General features: G+C 49.5%; 14 protein-coding genes. 6 read left to right on the top strand and 8 right to left on the bottom strand.

The genetic code is table 11. The features are described from left to right. Window positions 1-71: 71 nt before the first annotated feature. From J7438_RS00070 to J7438_RS00055, 4 genes are all read right to left on the bottom strand, one after another. Window positions 72-3161, bottom strand: coding sequence for an efflux RND transporter permease subunit (locus J7438_RS00070; RefSeq protein ID WP_209274948.1), 3090 nt, complete (start codon window positions 3159-3161; stop codon window positions 72-74). Window positions 3162-3163: 2 nt separating this feature from the next. Further along, the gene (locus J7438_RS00065) at window positions 3164-4306 is read right to left on the bottom strand and encodes an efflux RND transporter periplasmic adaptor subunit (protein ID WP_209274947.1); all 1143 of its coding nucleotides are present in this window, start codon (window positions 4304-4306) and stop codon (window positions 3164-3166) included. A gap of 226 nt (window positions 4307-4532) precedes the next feature. Beyond that, a complete protein-coding gene (locus J7438_RS00060) occupies window positions 4533-5195 on the bottom strand; it encodes a hypothetical protein (RefSeq protein ID WP_209274946.1) in 663 nt (220 codons plus the stop codon). Between the two features lie 211 nt (window positions 5196-5406). Continuing rightward, window positions 5407-6672: a hypothetical protein gene (locus tag J7438_RS00055; RefSeq protein WP_209274945.1), complete on the bottom strand. Its 1266-nt coding sequence runs from the start codon at window positions 6670-6672 to the stop codon at window positions 5407-5409. A 426-nt stretch (window positions 6673-7098) separates the two neighbouring features. Here J7438_RS00055 and J7438_RS00050 point away from each other — a divergent pair, with 426 nt between their 5' ends. Further along, entirely contained in the window at window positions 7099-7260 is a 162-nt protein-coding gene (locus J7438_RS00050) for a hypothetical protein (protein ID WP_209274944.1), read from the top strand. Between the two features lie 75 nt (window positions 7261-7335). Further along, window positions 7336-8490, top strand: a complete 1155-nt coding sequence (locus tag J7438_RS00045) for an ankyrin repeat domain-containing protein (RefSeq protein ID WP_209274943.1) — start codon at window positions 7336-7338, stop codon at window positions 8488-8490. 45 nt (window positions 8491-8535) lie between these two features. On the opposite strand, the gene J7438_RS00040 is transcribed toward J7438_RS00045, so the two are convergent. Then, window positions 8536-9162, bottom strand: a complete 627-nt coding sequence (locus tag J7438_RS00040; protein ID WP_209274942.1) for a hypothetical protein — start codon at window positions 9160-9162, stop codon at window positions 8536-8538. Between the two features lie 226 nt (window positions 9163-9388). Between J7438_RS00040 and J7438_RS00035 the strand changes: the two genes are divergently transcribed. Next, complete coding sequence (locus tag J7438_RS00035; protein WP_209274941.1) at window positions 9389-11587, top strand: hypothetical protein; 2199 nt, start codon at window positions 9389-9391, stop codon at window positions 11585-11587. A 2-nt stretch (window positions 11588-11589) separates the two neighbouring features. On the opposite strand, the gene J7438_RS00030 is transcribed toward J7438_RS00035, so the two are convergent. Then, window positions 11590-12348 (bottom strand): hypothetical protein, encoded by a 759-nt coding sequence (locus J7438_RS00030; protein ID WP_209274940.1) that lies wholly within the window; start codon window positions 12346-12348, stop codon window positions 11590-11592. A gap of 33 nt (window positions 12349-12381) precedes the next feature. Between J7438_RS00030 and J7438_RS00025 the strand changes: the two genes are divergently transcribed. Together J7438_RS00025 and J7438_RS28140 are read left to right on the top strand one after the other, a co-directional pair. Continuing rightward, window positions 12382-12591, top strand: coding sequence for a hypothetical protein (locus J7438_RS00025; RefSeq protein ID WP_209274939.1), 210 nt, complete (start codon window positions 12382-12384; stop codon window positions 12589-12591). Between the two features lie 289 nt (window positions 12592-12880). Continuing rightward, window positions 12881-14461 carry an AarF/UbiB family protein gene (locus tag J7438_RS28140; RefSeq protein ID WP_209274938.1) on the top strand — a complete coding sequence of 527 codons (1581 nt, stop codon included), beginning with the start codon at window positions 12881-12883 and terminating at the stop codon, window positions 14459-14461. Window positions 14462-14637: 176 nt separating this feature from the next. On the opposite strand, the gene J7438_RS00015 is transcribed toward J7438_RS28140, so the two are convergent. Beyond that, window positions 14638-15225 (bottom strand): RNA-dependent RNA polymerase family protein, encoded by a 588-nt coding sequence (locus J7438_RS00015; protein WP_209274937.1) that lies wholly within the window; start codon window positions 15223-15225, stop codon window positions 14638-14640. Window positions 15226-15353: 128 nt separating this feature from the next. Here J7438_RS00015 and J7438_RS00010 point away from each other — a divergent pair, with 128 nt between their 5' ends. Next, window positions 15354-15704, top strand: a complete 351-nt coding sequence (locus J7438_RS00010; protein ID WP_209274936.1) for a hypothetical protein — start codon at window positions 15354-15356, stop codon at window positions 15702-15704. A gap of 214 nt (window positions 15705-15918) precedes the next feature. On the opposite strand, the gene J7438_RS00005 is transcribed toward J7438_RS00010, so the two are convergent. Beyond that, entirely contained in the window at window positions 15919-18276 is a 2358-nt protein-coding gene (locus J7438_RS00005; protein ID WP_209274935.1) for a M26 family metallopeptidase, read from the bottom strand. Window positions 18277-18819 lie beyond the last annotated feature (543 nt).

The raw sequence follows: 18819 nt of genomic DNA, 5'->3' as shown, positions 1-18819 counted from the left end.
GTTGCCCTACTGCGGTGGCAGCAAATTGGCCAGAAAATCCGCTTTTGTTCGGCAAATAGCACCACTATTCACTATTGAGTCAGCAGCTTCTCCAGTTGTCTTGTCACATGGTCCGGAGAGGTGGTTCTTCTGGCCATCAATGAATACATGGCTGGCACCACAAACAGGGTTAACAGGCTGGAGACGGTAACACCGGCAAAAACCACGACCCCGATAGAGAACCGGAACTCTGAACCGGCACCTGAGGCCAGCAGCAGAGGAATGGCACCAACCACCGTGGTAAGAGCGGTCATCAGAATAGGGCGCAGCCGCAAAGCTGATGCTTCAAGTACTGCCTCGTTAAAGTTCCACCCCTGATCCCGAAGCTGGTTGATAAACTCCACAATCAGAATGCCATTCTTGGCCGATAACCCGATCAGCATGATCATCGCCAGCTGGCTGAAAATATTCAGGGTTTCACCACTGAGATAAAGACCGAACAGGGCTCCACAAATGCCCAGGGGAACGGTGAACATAACGATCAGCGGGTGAACAAAGCTTTCAAACTGGGCAGCCAGCACCAGGAACACCACCAGCATAGCCATCCCAAAGACAAAGAAAATGGCACTTTGGTTTGATCGATAGTCCAGGGATTCCCCTTTGTAGTTGACAATGGCCTCAGGAGGCAGGTGCTCGACCACTTGCTGATCGAGAAACGCCAGGGCTTCCCCAATGGAGTAGTTGCCTTCAAGGCTTGCGGAGATGGTAATGGCACGGTTCCGGTTGTAGTGCGTCAGCATGGCAGCTTTACCCACTTCCTTATCGGTTACCAGATTGTCAAGACGGATTAATTCACCGCTGGTATGGGAGCGGACGTAAAGTGAAGCCAGATCGACAGCGCTGGTAAAGTCATCTTCCCTGGCACGCAGGAAAACATCATATTCCTCACCACGCTCCATAAAGGTCGTGTCTGTTACACCGCCCAGCATGGTTTCCAGGGTTGCCCCGATTTCTTCTGCCGAAACACCCAGCTCCTGGGCCCGCTCCCGGTCAATGGTGATCTCCAGCTGTGGCTGATTCTGGTTGAAGTCAATATCCACATCCCGCAATCCGGGATTGTCACGGGCCTTTTCGGCAATGACATCGGCCCATGCCACCAGTTGATCAAAGGAACCCCCACCCAGTACAAATTGCACCGGGGCTTCGGAACGGCCACCGATGGTGGAACGCATCACAGGAATGGCCCGGACATTGGGAATACCAGCCATCAGCTGACGTATCTGACCCATGACTTCGGCGGCGCTGACCTCCCGGTCATCCCAGTCTTCCAGTGTGCCGATCAGAATACCGGAGTTACTGCCACCGCTGCTGCCCCAGCCCGGGGAGCGAACGAACAAATATTTCAGCACTCCCTGGCCCAGATGCGGCAGCAGTTTCGCTTCCAGCTGTAACATGCTCTGTTCCATGCTGTCATAGTTAGCGCCTTCAGGACCTTTGACGATCACAATAAACTCACCCCGGTCTTCAGCCGGTGTGAAGGTCTGGGGAATCATCGGGTAGAGCAGAACCGTCAACCCCAGGGAAGCCAGCAGTAACAACAGACCCAGCCATGGGTGTTTGAGCATGTTCGCCAGAGTCTGACGATAAACGTCAGTGAGCCATTGATGTGCTTTTTCGATCAGCTGGCTTGCCTTTGAAGGTTTGATATTCAGCTTCAGCAACCGGGAACTCATCATAGGCGACAGGGTCAGGGCGATCAGGCTTGAGAAAACCACTGCACCAATAAGGGTCATGGCGTATTCCGAGAACAGTTGGCCAACAGAGCCTTCCATAAACAGGATGGGCACGAAGGTCATCACCAGAACCACCGTGGTTGCCACCACGGCAAAGCTCACTTCCCGGGCACCTTTCCATGCGGCGAGCAGCGGTGGTTCGCCACGCTCCAGGTGCTGATGGATATTTTCCAGCACCACAATCGCATCATCCACCACCAGACCAATGGCCAGAACCAGCGCCAGCAGCGTCAGCAGGTTGATGGAGTAGCCCAGCAGGTGGATAACGATAAACGCACTGATCAGCGAGACCGGTACCGTAACGGCCGGGATCAGGGTGGCCCGCACATTGCCAAGAAAGATATAAAGCACCAGCACCACCAGGGCAATCGTCATGGCCAGGGTGGCATACACCTCATCAATGGCGGACTGGATATAAATGGAAGAGTCCCGCGTGGTGGTCATATAGGTACCTTCCGGCAGGAAAGGGGTGAACGCGTCGATCTCATCTTTCACGTTCTGAATCACTTCCAGCGGATTGGCCTGTGAAAGTGGCACAATGCCAAGGCTTAATACATTCCGGCCATTGGCTTTTGCCAGTGTCTCGATCTCTTTGGCCTCGGTACGGATGGAGGCAATATCCGCCAGATAGACTCTGCGGCTGCCATCCTGACGGATCAGCAGGCGGCGGAAATCGTCTATGGTGTTGTAGTCACGGTTTATCCGGACGGGCAGGGTTCTCAAACTGTCGGTTAATTCTCCGGCAGGCAGTTCGACATTGTCACGACGCAGGGCGCTGCGGACGTCGCTGGTGGTGATTTGCCGGGCCGCCATGGCCCGGGCATCCAGCTCAATACGCATGACGTATTCCCGGGCCCCCATAAGTTCAACGGAGCTGACGCCATCGACCAGGGAAAGCCGGTCCTGCAAGGTGCGTTGCGCATAGTCAGTGAGTTCAATCAGAGACATGGTGTCACTTTGCAGGCTGACATTGAGAATGGTTTCGCCACTGCCATCGTTTTTCCAGACAATGGGTGACTCGGCTTCATCCGGCAGTCGCCAGATAACCCGTGACATGGCTTCCCGGACATCATTGGCTGCCGTTTCCATATCCCGGTCGGGAGAGAACTCGATATTAATCCGGGACGTACCATTACGGCTGGTGCTTTCAATAAAACGTACCCCTTCAATACCACCGAGCTGGTCCTCAATGACATTGGTGATCTTGCTTTCAATAACCTCGGCAGAAGCCCCGGCATAGCCGGTATACACCATCACCGTCGGTGGGGTTATATCCGGCAGCTCCCGAACCGGTAACATCCGGAAGCAGATAACCCCGAAGGTAATCAGCAGCAGACTGACGACAGTGGCAAATACCGGTCGTTTGATGGATAAATCAGACAGTATCATGGTTACAGCAATCCATTGGCAGCGGCAGGTGTGACCGGGTTGGCAGAGAGAACAGACGGTTCTTTGTCAAGTACGGTTACCCGGCGGCCATCGGTGACTTTTACCGCACCTTCGTTCACTACCCGCTCGCCTTCCACCAGTCCGGATAATACAACGATGTACTGGTCAATGGTTTGCCCGGTGGTAATGGTTCTGCGTTCCACCCGGTTTTGCTCATCAATCACAAACACATAACGGCGGTTACCGTCAAACAGGATGCTGCGGGAAGGCACAACTAATCGTTGTTGCTGGTTCTGGCGCTCAATAGAGATACGCATCAGCATGCCCGGGAGAAGCTGTGACTCAGGGTTATCCAGCAGGGCCCTGACCTGAAGGGTGAGATTGACCGGATCAATCCGGGGGTTAATGCTGTCGATGGTACCGGTAAAGGTTTTTCCGGGCCAGGCATCGGTGGTTGCTGAAACACGGGCCCCTTTGCTGATCTGGCCAAGGGTGTTTTCCGGCAGGTCAAAGGTCAATTTCATGGTGCTGAGATCATCCAGCGTGGTCAGCACGGTACCTGCATTGACAAGGGCTCCAGCGCTCTGTTCATGGAAGCTCAACATGCCGGCGAAAGGGGCTTCCAGCGAATAGTGATCCAGTATGGCCAATTCTGCCTGAAGCGCGGCTGCAAGACGGTCAACCGTGGCACGCTGAGCCTTGAGTTGCTCAACGGAAATGGCTTTGCTGTTGATCAAAGCTTCCATATAGTCCAGTTGCCGCTGGGCATCCTCAAAGGCAATTCGCGCCTGGGCGGTGATTGCCTCCTGCTCACGGTCATCCAGTTCAACCAGCAGCTGTCCTGATTTGACACTCACACCATCGCGCAGATGCAGGGCAACAATACGGCCATTGATCTGCGGGGCAATGTCAACGGACTGGTTGGCTTTCAGGTTTCCCAGAGCCATCAGACTCGGTTGCAATGTGGTGGCCGTCACGGGAAAGGCCGTTACCGCAGGAGCCTGGCTTTTTGCCGCTGTAGCGGAAGCTACCTGGGAAAAAGCTGCCAGGCAGGTCAGGGCAACCAGCAGGATTGCCCGGGATTTGGTCGTAAGTGCCCGAGCCAATACCAACCCCGGTTGTGTGAAGAGAGAGCTTGCTGTCATGACCCGGAGGTCTCCTCCTTGTGGGAATAAGGGACATCAGAATTTGGCGGAAGTCTGACTGAATTCATTAATGGGGGGATTATATCGTTAAAAGGTTCGATGGTACCCTGACGATTACGATAACTTTTCGTAATTTTGAGTCCATTCAAAAGAAAGACCAAAGTCAGTTTCGGCTTCCCTGGATTTTGCGTCAGGAAGACTGCCCCCAGCTCTTTCAGATTCCGTATTACAAGTCAATTTCCTGTGAATTCAGGGATTTCAGGAATACTAATTTATCTCTGTTAAACCATGCTGTTGATTCACAACTCCATCCGGGAAGATCAAAGCCTTGTGCACAATGTACAGCATCAAAATCAATGACCACACGTTCCCAATCTATAAAATCATCATTTTCTGAACGAGGGTATTCTTTTAATAAGTGTTCATACTTTTCATATGAGTCAATATGAAATATATTTGCTGTTTCTGAAACCTGAAATTGAGCCGCAGTTTTGCCTAAGAAAACGTGCATACCGTTATTTCTACACCACTCTATCCAGGCAGTTGTGTTTTTTTCGGTTTTGGTTTCTTCGGTTGCAGTTTCTTCTTCTTCGGTTGCAGTTTCTTTTTTTAGAGTACTTGTCCAAAAAGTATTTTCAGGTTTATCTGACGGCACTCTTAGCCATATTGGAAAATTCTTACTCAGACGTTCGGAGATATAATGAATAGTGGGGTCATTTTTTATTACCTTCCTGCTAGAAAGCAATCGTTGTATATCAAACTGCTGATCACCTCTTGGTATGAATACTTGTGATGAATGATAATTATCATATATTGAGGATTGCTCTGAAAGGAAAGCAGCACTATGTGAACTGGTTAGCTCACCAGACTTGACAGGAGATAAATTCATAGTAAGTTCCTTGTGTTTACGTTTATGAGTGTTTATTCACAAGAAAGTTCACAAAGTCATGGATAAAATTCAAATCATGAAAAGCAGGGGTCAGAAAAACAGAAAAACAGAAAAACAGAAAAGAAAGCAGGGGGCAGGATTGTGTAAATATCTTTTCTTATCAGTGTAAACTACAGCTGTCATTCACAATTAAAGGCCTGACCCTGATGTTTTACTCCCTTTTGATCATTTTCTGAGCTGCTGCTATTTTTTCTTCTGTCCAGCGACCCACCTGTGTTGTCAGGCTACGCTCTTCGTCGGCAAGCTCAAGGAGTTCTCCATAGTCTTCCCAAGTATCTTCATTAACAGCATCAAGCTCATCGTAGGTTTTCCTGACGGTTTGCAGCCGTTCAAGGGCCTCGCTTTTCCTGGTCACGAAATCCTCCAGTAACTGTCGTTTCTCGCTTTTATCCGGGTCTGGACGCTTGCCACTGTCACCTGTTTTTGAGTGTTGTAATAAGAGCTGAAAGGCTAGAAGATCCCCCTTACCCATGTCGAGCCTGACTTTCTGGTCTTGCCAGGGCTCCTCAACGGCAAAATGGCGGACGATTCTGGTATATAAACTACCAAACAGTTCCAGCTTCTTAGTGTTGTCCAACGCGTTATTGTTCAATAGCAGCTTTTCACAACTATCCAGCCGTACCAGTGCATCGTTCAGCTTCTTCTTTCTCGTTTTCTTCTTATAGCCGGGCAGCTGTTGTTGTTCAGAGAGAGCAACGGTTGCTATCACACTTTCATGCCTGTATTTCTCTTCATCGTTCAGCGGTGACGCCTGAATGACGGTTTGTAGTTTATAAAAGGCGTCTATGCTCAAGTCAGCAGCGCTGTCCCGCCACTCTTTGCTGCTGCACTGTGTCAGAAATACATTGAGCTCGGTACGGAACTCCTGGCCTGCAGCTGCTTCGGCCCTGGAAAGCGCTGTGAATTTCCTCTGGTCGACAGGGGACAGTTCACCCATATCCCCTTTTTTCTGCCGCCATTCTGTTATTGCCGTTTTTGCCTTTTGCCATTGCGTCCTGAGATCTTCCAACTCATCAAGCGCTTCTCTGGTCGGATTTAGTTCGATATTTTTCAGCCCGATCTTTCCGGAGTTATATTTGTCTTTTCGCAATGATTTAAGTTCTGTTGTGCCCAGCGATTCCTCTGCTGCTATTACCGATTCAATGGTCTGTGTCTGGTACCCGGAATCATTGGTACCCTCGAGGTCTGCCAGCTGGTCAGCGTACTGCTCCCTGATATCCTGATACAGGGTGTCATCAACGGTTGACTCAGCGGCTTGCCATGTCTCCGTGGTCGCTGTGGGCAGGGTATTGCCAGATCTGGTAGTTACCATGGTCAGGCTTTCATCTGGCATCTGATCGCTATTGTCAACCGGCAGCTCCGGTAATGGTCTTTTGTATTGCTTAAGAGGAGGCAGTAGCAGACGATTGCTGTTCATTGGCGTCTGCTTATCATGATGGACAAGTGGTGGCAGCGGCCTTCTGTGTGAGGATGACTTGTTATGTTTACCTGGCGGTGGTGGTAGCGGCCTGCTATTTTTCGACACGGGATGAGAGGTGGGGTTGTCACTATTGCCACCCGGCGGTGGTGGTAACGGCCTGCTTTTTTTCGAAACGGGATGAGAGGTGGAGTCGTCACTATTGTCGCCCGGCGGCTTTGACCGAGGCCGTTCAGGGCGTATCTGGTGCCCAGATCCCTGTTGTTTATCAACATTAACAGGTTGCTGTACTTTCAGACTGCTTACGGGTGTGGTGATTTCGACTTTTCTCTGCCGGAGGAGAAAATCCGGCACCTTTGAGATCACAAAAGTTATTGCGGTCCTGGCGATTTTTTTAACCTTTACCGATACAGATTCAGTCGGTTCATGGACCGATATCTGACGATTGATGAAGCTTGCTCTGGTGGCGTTTTTGCGCTGATTGTTATTGTCCTGATGGGTGCCGGGCTGGACAATGTGTTGATTGGTAGAATTGTTGATTTTTGGCATAAAGATCCAGTCCCCTTGTGCCTGATCTGCAACCTGTAAACTGTTTGCCATATCCGTTAAGGCAGTTGGCATGGTTATCGACGATTGTCAGAGATAATCCATGTGGAAGTAGTTATGATTACACTGTTGAGATACGTTGAAAATATCCTGTTGGGCGCAACAAAGAAACTGTCCCCGGACGACAAAAATCTGCTCAAGGCAGCCGAGGATGGTGACCTGGCATCGGTGAAGACATTGTTGGAACAGGGGGCTGATATTGAGTCCAGGGACCGGGATGGCAAAACCCCACTGTTTCTGGCGGTAACTTCGGAAAACCCGGAAGTTCTCAACTTTCTACTGGCTGCGGGTGCCAGCGTGAATGTCCACAATCATTCAGGTCAAACTCCGTTGCATAGAGCCCGTAGCGGGGAGACTGTGCACCAGCTTCTGGCTTGGGGAGCTGATATTGAGGCCAGGGATAATTGTGGAAACACGCCACTGTTCCCGGCTTGTTCTAAAGCCGATCTGGAGATGTTAAAGGTATTTCTCGACGCAGGTGCCTGCGTTAATGCCCGCTGTGATTCAGGCCAGACTCCGCTGCATATGGCCGGTAGCGGGGAGGTTGCGAAAGAGCTTCTGGCCCGGGGAGCCGATATTGAAGCCAGGAGTGTTGATAAAGTAACGCCACTAATTTGTTCGATTCACTTAAACGATACACTTGAGGTATTCAAGGTGCTTCTGGCTGCCGGTGCCAATATTGATGCAGCTGATGCATATAAACTGACATCATTGCACTATGCGGCTAGCAAAAACTGCTTCGACTTGAATTATCTGAAGCTGCTTTTGTCCGAGGGGGCTAACCTTGAAGTCAGGCAAGACAACTGTACACAATGGACCCCGTTACATTTGGCAGCACAAAGTGGTTCGGGCAAGAAAGTACAACTATTGGTGGCTGAGGGTGCCAACTGTAAGGCGCAAGACTGGAATAGGTGTACACCGCTGAATTTTGCCAAGGGCAGAATTCGCAACTTGAAAGTCCTGTTGGCCGAGACTGGCAGGTTTGACAACATCAATCGGAATAATGAGCCGGATAATTTTCAACCCCAATCACTTCAGGTTTGCGCCCGGGCTTCTATCCGCTCGCGCCTGGTTGCACACAGTAAAGAAACACGACAACCGTTGTCGAAATCGGTGCCGATGCTGCCGCTGAAGCCGCTGCTGCCGGTGGATAAGCCACAGCTCAAAGACTATGTGTATGAGCCTTTGATGGGAAAACTTATTTTTGATTAGCAATATGGTAGATCTGACACCATCACTGCTTTTCCAGATGCCATATTACAAGTCAATTTCTTGTGAATTCAGGGATTTCAGGAATACTAATCTGTCTTTATTAAACCATGCTGTTGATTCACAATCCCATGTGGGAAGAAAAAAATCTTGTGTACAATGTACAGCATCAAAATTAATGGCCACACGCTCCCAGTCTACATAATTGTGGTTTGCTCGATGAGGATATTCTTTTAATAAGCATTTATATTTTTCATTTGAGTCAATATGAAATATATTTGCTGTTTCTAAAACCTGAAATTGAGCAGCAGTTTTTCCTAACCAGGAATTCTCAGAATTTTCTCTACACCACTCTATCCAGGCAGTTGTATTTTTTTTGGTTGTGGTTTCTTTTTTTAGAGTACATGTCCAAAAAGCATTGATAGGTTTATCTGAATACACTCCCATCCCTGATGAAAAATTCTTACCAAAAAATTGAATGTTTAACAGAGCTGTGGGATCATTTTTTATTACCTTCCTGCTAGCAAGCAATCTTTGCATATCAAATTGCTGCCCCCCCCTTGGTATGAATATTTGTGATGAATGATAATTGTTGCTTATTGAGGATTGCTCTGAACTGGAAGCAGCAGTATATGATCTGGTTAACTGACTGAACTTAATAGACGGCAAATTCATAGTAAGCTCCTCGTGTTTATTTTTACGAGTGCTTTTTCACAATGAAAGTTCACAAAGTCATGGATAATATTCAAATCCTTATTGCTCATTCCATAAGCCTGACTACACTTTGTTGAGCATTTTTGCTCCGAGGCTTTTTGCTTTTTGTCTTGTCAAGTCTCTTTTTATCTGTTGGACAGAACCTAAACCACAAGATAATAACTGTCATTATTATGAGGTAGTCGTTTTGATAGAGCCATCGGCCGTGTCCAGGGTAGGCACCGCGGGTGATCGGCAACCTGTAACAACAATGTCTTTAGAACCACAGGGGCGTTGGGGCAGTCTGGTTGTATTCAGGGAGTCAGGGGTAAAACCGCGTTTGCCGGACAATGCTCCGGATAGAACCCTGATAAACGACAACGATGAAGACAACAACCCATCGTTGCACCGTCGTCAAACGGCCAGCCTGGCCCGCACTGGTCAGCGGCCGAATGCCGCAGTGGTGTCGGGAGTGCTGTCTGGTCTTGCCACTGCTGGCATGGCAGCAAGAGTCAACCGTAACAAAGACCCGTGGATTGCGGTGGCTGATGCCGAAACCCTGGGCAAGATTGGCAATGATCCGGACTACCCGCTCAACGGCAATTACCAGCAAACTGTTGCGTATATTGACGGTGGCCAGTTGCGCCAGTCCATTGGTAATGACACTCATCCATTCACCGGCATCCTCCGTGGCAAAAAAGCAAAAGGGACCATTGGCAACCTCAGAAATTGCCTGGTGAAAACGCTGGCCGGTGAGGGCCGTGTGGATAGCCTGCGCTTTACCGGTGCCAATATAACGTCCACAGGCTCCACCGGGGTGGTGGCCTGTAAAATTTCAGACCAGGCCACAGTCAGCAATATTTGTGTTGATAATGCCCGGGTAGTGGCCTTGGGTAAAAAAGCCATTGGGGGGATTATGGGCGGGGATGTCAGTGGCTCGGTTGTCAACACGTTGGCAATGAACAGCAATGTAAAAGCACACAACTCCAGATACAGCGGCAAGGCAGGCATTGGCGCAGGCTGGCTTACAGGAGGCAAGGTTGTCAACACCTCAGCGGTGAACTGCACTGTGGCAGCCTCGTTAGGAGGAGCCGCAGGCATTGGCGCTGGACAACTTAATGGTCATGGCATAATTGCCAACACCGCAGCAGTGAACTGTAAAGTAGTTACACCTGATTATGGCAAGGCTGGCATTGGTGTGGGATACCTCCGGGTTGGTACGCTTGCCAACACCACAGCAGTGAACTGCAAAGTGGCGACTCGCAGTGGCGGGTCAGGCATTGGCGCAGGGTGGCTTGATCATCATATCAGCAGGGTCACCAACACCACGGCGGTGAATTGTCGGGTGGAAAACGCGGGTGCAGATATGTCCGGATATTCTGGCATTGGCTCGGCTGGCATTGGCGCGGGTAGGGCTCATGTCTTCGATACGGTGGCTGACACCACAGCGGTGAACTGCCAGGTGGTAACCTCCGGCGAGAATGGTGACTCAGGTATCGGCGTGGGCAGAGCTTCTGTTGGTGGTGCGGTTGTCAACACCACAGCGGTGAACTCTACCGTAGTAGCCTCCGGTCAAGGTGGCAGGGCAGGCATCGGCGCAGGGCGGGTCCTCCTTAATCTGGCCACTGTTGCCAACACCACAGCCGTCAACTGTCATGTGAAATCCACAGGTCCTGGTGGAGGCGCAGGCATCGGGGCGGGCCTGGTCAGACGTAACACTGTATCTGAAACGATTGCCAACACCACCGCGCTGAATTGTACAGTGTTAGCCTCTGGCAAGGAGGCAACGGCGGGTATCGGGGTGGGGGATATTGATTCCGGTGGTACTATTGTCAGCACCATGGCGATTAACTGCCAGGTCGATAGCCTGGGTGAGGATTCAACAGCCGCCGTCAGGGGTGGGCCTGACCCCGATATCTGTAATGTCCATGTTAATGGTCGCGAGCAGAACAATACAGGCAACAGTTGTCGTTCCGAGCAGGATAAGTTATGTGCAGGCTTTAACCATCGACTGCTGACAACGGATTGCCAGTTTAATGATGATTTTGTGGGATTGATCAGAAGTAATACCCGCCGGTTATGCCCTGTTACCCCATCAATAATCCCGTCTGCCTCCAGCAATAGAAGCCCGTCGACGTCGGGCCTGAGTAACGTCGCTATAGCCGGTATCGCCTTCGGCGGAGTGCTCTTTGTACTGGTCGGCATTGTGTGTCTCTACCGCTATTATTGCCACAGAGCATCGTCCAGGGCTGCGGGCAACCATTATGAGCCTCTGGTGGCCAGAGGCAGGAGAGACGTCAGCCATACCATGGATGGACCCGATAATTCCCAGCGAAGCCGCAGGGTACCGGGTAATATTCCTGCACACACTGATAATGAACGGATGCCGTTAATTCCGCGGACATAGACTCAAACTGTCATTGATGCTTCCGGTAACGTCACCACGGTTTCTGTCACTGGTGCTGTGGTTGTCATTGCAGCCATAGCCAATGGTGCTGTGGTAGTGATCGTGGGATTGATGGTCGGTAACGACGTTGTGATGGTGTGTCCTGTAATGGTTGTATTGGACATTACCATTTCGCTGGGCGGGGCCGGGGTTGTCAGAGTTGGGCTGGACTGCGGGCTGGTTGTGTTGGCCATTGCCGGTTGTTGTGGGGTTGTATCAGCCATCACGGTGGTTTTATTGACGGGGGCCCCTATTGGCTGAGAAACCGAACCCGGAGGAGCGGGGGAGCTTGAACAGTTCCAGTGATCTTCGGTGAATGAATCAGGGTTCAGCTGGCAATCACTGGTCACAAAACGTGCATCAGCCGTACGACACAACCCGGGTAAAGTAACATTGCCGATGTTTTTCAGTTCACCGTTAACCCGACTGTTCAGGGATGCGGTACCCTTCACTTTGCCTGAACCCCCAGCCTGACTAATATTTGCAAAATGGCCGGTGACTGAGCTGTTCACTGCGGTGGTATCAGTAACTTGCTTCCCCAAGTTCAGACCTGCACCAATAGCACCCCCGGAAAGATTGTGACTTGCTGAAACAGAACAATCGATAGCCGTTATGCCGTTGGTCTCACTTTGCCTATCAGGGAGAAACCCACCGCCAATAGCAGCAAAGCTGATAGCATTCTCTGTGTTGACCTGGCTATTCAGGGCAACAAGCTCGCTCACCTTGCCAGCAACAGGCGGAGCAAACCTGCCAACATGCCCACCACCAATCGCAGCATCCCCGCCTTTTCCCTTCGTTGTGACAGTACAGTTGACTACGGTGAGTTGTTTTATCTGGCCAGTGACCAGCCCACCACCTATGGCCGCTGGAGAAGAGAGCCCTTCGCTGGAAACCTGACTGTTCTTAGGGGGCTGGGTGACAGTAATGTCACCCGGCTACCCGACTCATCTACTCGGAAATGTTAATGGGTCATCTCAAACCGGTGAAAACAGGTGATTTCAAATCGGTGCTAACAGAATGATGTAATCCTCCGGCGGGTTGGTGATCTCGGGGCCTGTGGGATGATCCGAATCGATAAAGTCCCTCGGGGAAAATTTGCTTTCAGCATAAATAACTAACCATTCGGTTAGTTATTTATGCGAAAGCAAATGGTTAACTACTTAAATATTTTAATTTAGGGAAGTAATAATCATGGACATCCATCTGCAGTACCCGCCGGGGCTCAATAGTTTACAGTCTCCTGATAAACCCTCAGTGGGTCATGCCGCCAGCGTTGAATCAACCTATCAGGGAAAGCAAGTCACTGAATATCAAGGGGAATCACCCAGCCTTAAAGAAGAGAAGCCAGGCCTGGGCACCAGGGCATGGTCTTCAATTAAAAGCATACCTCGTGAAATCTCAATATTCTGCCGGGCAGTGGGAAAAGTATCATTGGTTGCTTATTATCTGGTTAAACACACACTGTTTGGGCGTGAGTTGACTAGCGAGCATTTGCAGAATTATTTAACAAGACTTGGTCCGGCGTATTCAAAATTACTCCAGATGTTGGTTGGGTATCCTGATTTATTAGAGCAACTGTGCAATGCATTGAACTCGACGGAGTCCGAAAGAGAAAAATTTGATGGTGTGATTCGGAATGTTTTGGATAACAACCCTGAAATTCCCATGTCTGTTCCGAGATCAATCCTGGATAAAGCCGGGAGTAAAGATCTTTCAGTGGAACGTCATATTGCAACAGGAACGATAGGTTCCTGCTTTGAAGTAAAAAAAGATGAAGATTCACTGGTAGCCAAAGTGGTTCCTCACTGGAAAGCCAATGACCTGGCAGCAGGATTAAAATCCATAAGAATAATGCTGATGTTCTTGCCAAAAGACATCAGAATGACCATCCGGGAAATGACCGATCCTTATATCCAGGAGTGCAACCTTAAGCAAGAAAAAAAGAACCAGACTGTATTCAAAGAAACGCTGGAAAAAACGACACAAACAGAAATAATTGAAAATCGCTTGATGGACAAGCCAGTGACATTAACCTTCAAGGTGGCAAAGATCAGCGAAGCTGTTAACACTGAAAACCTGCTGATCATGGAGCATATTAACGGTGGGCACACGTTGAATGAATTGATGAACCCGGCAAACGAGCAACTGCGGGCAGAACTCTACCAAACATGTTTTGGCCAACCTCCGCTTCTTGATTGTTTTAGCAAGTTTACTCTAGCGGTAGTTCATTCTCAGATCAAGGCAAAGTGGCGTGAGCTTGCCCTGAAGCATGGCATTGTTCATGGCGACTGTCACACTGGAAATATCATGCTCAGTTGCAAATCCGATCACCAAATAGATGTCTGGTTTATCGACTTCGGCAATTGCGTCACGCTCACACCAGCGCAACGGACTCAGTTTCCGGACATTGTTGGTCTGCTGAGTCACCTGGCCAACCCATTTGGGCCTGAAGCCTTAGATCAAACCGGGATTGATCGACTGGTAGACATATTATGGGATGAAGTTGCTATTAGTCACAGGGCTAATACACCCGAAAACAAGGAGAAATTTAAAAACAGGTTAATTGAGGATTTGAATGAATTCAGGGATCTGGACTTACTGATAGGTCGAATTCGAGCTTTACGGTCCATGTCACCTGAACAGGAGTTGGAATTCAGAGAAGACCTGCGGGACCCCGATTTTCAGGAAGATTTAAAAATTCAGGTACTTTCTTTGGTTTCGGCTCGCTTGAATTCTAGCTGTGTACAACTGGGTATCCAACTACCTTCATCTTTCACCCGCTATATTAGCGCTCATCTCAGGGCCGGCGTAATCCTGGAGAAACAGGATTGTTGAGTATCAGAAGGAGGCTGTTATTTACCGTCTCCTCAGCCATTGCATTGGGTTATCTGCCGAGTAAAGACATTGAAATGCTTGCTCAATTTGCCGCAAAAAAAAAGCAGCTAACGCAGATGCAGATAACAATGAGCAAAATGGACTCCTGAGAATATTCTCAGGCTTAAAGCTCACCATTAACGGGGCAATGAAAGCACTTTAGAAACCAGAAGCTGGGGTTTTTCTTTTTGAACACATTCAAGAATCCGAGTAGATGAGGACGATTTATGCCAGATTTTCTGTACTTTATCATGCACTGCCTTCAGGGCTTTTATGTTTCCAGTAATGTCGAAGTACGCAAAGTGTCCCCGTAATTTCCGGTTCAGCATGGCGTACTGTTCACTCAATGGCTTATGCCTATCTTTACGACAAAAGTCGTTGAATGATTTCAGCGTTTTGGCTAATCGCCCCTTGACGGTTTTCCGGAATATTGCAAAACCACCTTTCCGGGTTATACCCCAGAAGTGTGTGAACCCAAGGAAATCAAAATTGATCGGAAGTCCACGACGCTTGCTTTCCTTTCGATATTGAACCCGAAAGTCAATTCTCTGCGTCTTTTCCGGATGCAACGTTAAGCCATAGCCACCAAGGCGTTTAGGCAGTACACGCTCTACTCGACAACAGTCATCAAAGTTTTGAAATACCATGACAAAGTCATCAGCAAAACCCGCTTCCGGCTGATGGTTAATCTTTACCGGGTGGGAGTCGAACCCACTGGATTTCAACGAATGATTTCAGTTCATAAAACCTCCCACATTTTCAGGCTTAGCCTGTCGCCATCAAGACCTGACACCGTTTTTTTAACCATCGACTGCTGACAACGGATTGCCAGTTTAATGATGATATTGTGGGATTGATCAGAAGTAATACCCGCCGGTTATGCCCTGTTACCCCAACAATAATTCCGTCTGCCTCCAGCAACAGAAGCCCGTCGACGTCGGGCCTGAGTAACGTCGCTATAGCCGGTATCGCCTTCGGCGGAGTGCTCTTTGTACTGGTCGGCATTGTGTGTCTCTACCGCTATTATTGCCACAGAGCATCGTCCAGGGCTGCGGGCAACCATTATGAGCCTCTGGTGGCCAGAGGCAGGAGAGACGTCAGCCTTACCATGGATAGACCCAATAATTCCCAGCGAAGCCGCATACCGGGTAATATTCCTGCACACACTGATAATGAACGGATGCCGTTAATTCCGCGGACATAGGCTCAAACTGTCATTGTCTGTGCAGTAAGGAACTGTCCTGAAATAACTGGTTAACACAGCCCAGGCAATGCGAGCATTCTTATTGGCAACTGCCACCGCTGATATATCTTGCTCCTGCCACCGGCTGAGACCGGGCATCTCGTAGCGAGGACAGCAGAAAATTGAGGATAAAAATCCGGTTTTGTGAGGTTAAAGAGGAGCTATTTCAGACCAATTATAAATGGGTACAATCAGTTTGGTTTATTAAGGGTTCCAAAGGTGTTTCGGGTATTTGTGCCTGGTTCCGACGATGGTATTGGTACAAAGCGCATAGACCAATGCCTGCAAGGATCGTCATAGCTATACCCAGGCTGACACCCAGAGCCACCCCCGTGCTCAGGGTTCCAACCAATGGTGCGGGCGTTGTGGGTAGTGTCAGTGTTGAGGGCATGCCAGCAGATGTCATTGATGCTTCCGGTAACGTCACCACGGTTTCTGTCACTGGTGCTGTGGTTGTCATTGCAGCCATTGCCAATGGTGCTGTGGTAGTGATCGTGGGATTGATGGACGTTAACGGCGTTGTGATGGTGTGGCCTGTAATGGTTGTATCGGACATTACCAGCTCGCTGAGCGGGGCCGGGGTTGTCAGAGTTGGGCTGGACTTCGGGCTGGTTGTGTTGGCCATTGCCGGTTGTTGTGAGGTTGTATCAGCCATCACGGTGGTTTCATTGACGGGTGCCCCTATTGGCTGAGAAACCGAGCCCGGAGGAGCGGGGGAGCTTGAACAGTTCCAGTGATCTTCGGTGAATGAATCAGGGTTCAGCTGGCAATCACTGGTCACAAAACGTGGATCAGCCGTACGACACAACCCGGGTAAAGTAACATTGCCGAAGTTTTTCGGTTTACCGTTAACCCAACTGTTCAGGTATGCGGTACGCACCTCTTTGCCTGAACCCCCAGCCTGACCAATATCTGCATGATGGCCGGTGACTGAGCTGTTCACTGCGGTGGTATCATTAACTTGCCCCTCGTTCTCACCTGCACCAATAGCAACCCAGGAACGATTGTGACTTGCTGAAACAGAACAATCGATAGCCGTTATGCCGTTGGTTTTACTTTGCTTATGAGGGAGAGACCCAGCGCCAATAGCAGCAAAGCTGGGTTCATTCTCTGTCTCTGTGTTGACATGGCTATTCAGGGCAACAAGCTCGCTGACCTTGCCAGCAGCAGACGGACACCACCTGCCAACCCGCCCACCACCAATCGCAGCACCCGTGCCTTTTCCCTTCGTTGTGACAGTACAGTTGACTACGGTGAGTTGTTTTATCTGGCCAGTGACCAACCCACCACCTATAGCGGCGTGAGAAGAGAGCCCTTTGCTGGAAACCTGACTGTCTCTAACGATCATGCGCTCGATGACACCTTCAACCCATCCTCCCCCGGCTCCGGTAAAGGTGTTCTGCCCTGAAGAAGTGACTGAACAGTCAACAATCTCAATGTCTCTCAGAACGCTCCCTTTTTCCTGTTTCCCAGTGATCACCCCGATGCTGGCTGGCTTCCGTAGTTTTGCTCCCTGGTGGCTGGTTGAAACATTGGCATGCTCAACCCGGACATCAGTGATATTAGAATTATTGGACATTTTACAGGCCAATACAGCAGAGTGCTGCTTTTTGGGTAGATCATTAATGGTGGTATTGGCAATACGCAGATTCGTAACGTTGCCACCGGACCCGAGTTCACCAAACAAGCAGTCCTTCAGATCGCTTATGGTATGGCACCCACCGTCGAAATGGCCCTTAAATGGCTTGGTTTCACTGCCAACCGGAACGCCGGTGTTATGGCTGAAGCTTTTTCTCTGTTGATAGTGGGCGTCCATGGGATAGTTGTCGTTACTTCCGATTTTGCCCAGTGCTTTACTATCATCCACGGGTATTGGGTTGTTCCGGGACCCTGGTTTTCCTTCTGCGGGCTGGGCCGAAGCACCCGCCAGCCGATCCATCGCCATCAGGGCGACTGTTGCTATGGCCGGACCGGACACACAGCTGGACACACTTGCTGTTGTGCCGGAAGCGGTTACTGGCTTACCCGGCTTTTCAGCTTCCCGGTTTTTATTGGTGATATTTTGTGAATGGTTTTCTGACTCATTTTCCGAACCGTTGGTTGACTCTTTACCCGGCTCTTTACCCGATTCTTTACCCGACTTGCCCATATTGTCCAGGCTATGAGCCAGGGAAAAGGAAGAGCAGAGTGTTCCTACCGCATCACTCACTGCACTGGCATGTGGTACCCAGCAGGAAATTGCCTTGCTGGCCAGCCCAACCCCTTGTAAGACATTCGACACTAAATTTGTTTTGTCGTTTTTATTTTCAGCAGACATCGTATTAGCAGCCAGGGTAGTTGGCTGAATGGTTTGTCGTTGATGTTCAGGAACATAATTGGGAGAAAGAGAGCTTATTAAAGCGGTAACACCTGACTGGACAGCAACTGCAAACGTTCCTAATGTGCCGGTGGGGTTGTTTTTTGCCGGTTCGTCAAGGCCGGGATTGGCGGTTACATCTGACAGGGCTGCATGAGTTGAAGAAAGTGGCTGCATAATTCATTCCATAGATATTGTCCCGGTTAAACATTCAAAATTCCATTGTCGTATGGGTGCAAAACAAAACTTATGGTAGAGTAGTCTGTAGCCTAGAAGGCTTTTTTGTCGTTATTTCAGTTTTGGTAAGATTGCTTTGGACTACATAAAGCCCACATCAATTCCTTTCCTGATTATCACTAACCTTACGTCATGAATCAGCTGCTAAAGCAACACTGGCGCTGGTGCGCCTCAAAGCGCAATGTTACCTGAATGAGCTGCCGTTGAATAGCGAGACGATCTCACCAGATTCGGTGGGCAGGGATAACGAACGTGGTGGTTGGTTGCTCGAAAGAGCGTGTTTTTATAAAGGGCAAGAGTGCCAGCAATTCCCGATGAATCACTAAGCCCTACAGCCGCAACAGTCTCAGAGGTGTAATAAAAACAGAGCCCGCGCAATTTATCGACTAAAATAATCTCTTATAAAACCAGTGTCGTTGGGTGGATTATGTGTACAGCCATTCAGAAACAAGTCAGGCAACTTAGTGCCACGTACTTGATAAA

It is taken from the genome of Thalassotalea sp. G20_0 (assembly GCF_017744175.1).
Taxonomy (GTDB): Bacteria; Pseudomonadota; Gammaproteobacteria; order Pseudomonadales; family Endozoicomonadaceae; genus Endozoicomonas.
This window is presented reverse-complemented; position numbering and strand designations above follow the sequence as displayed.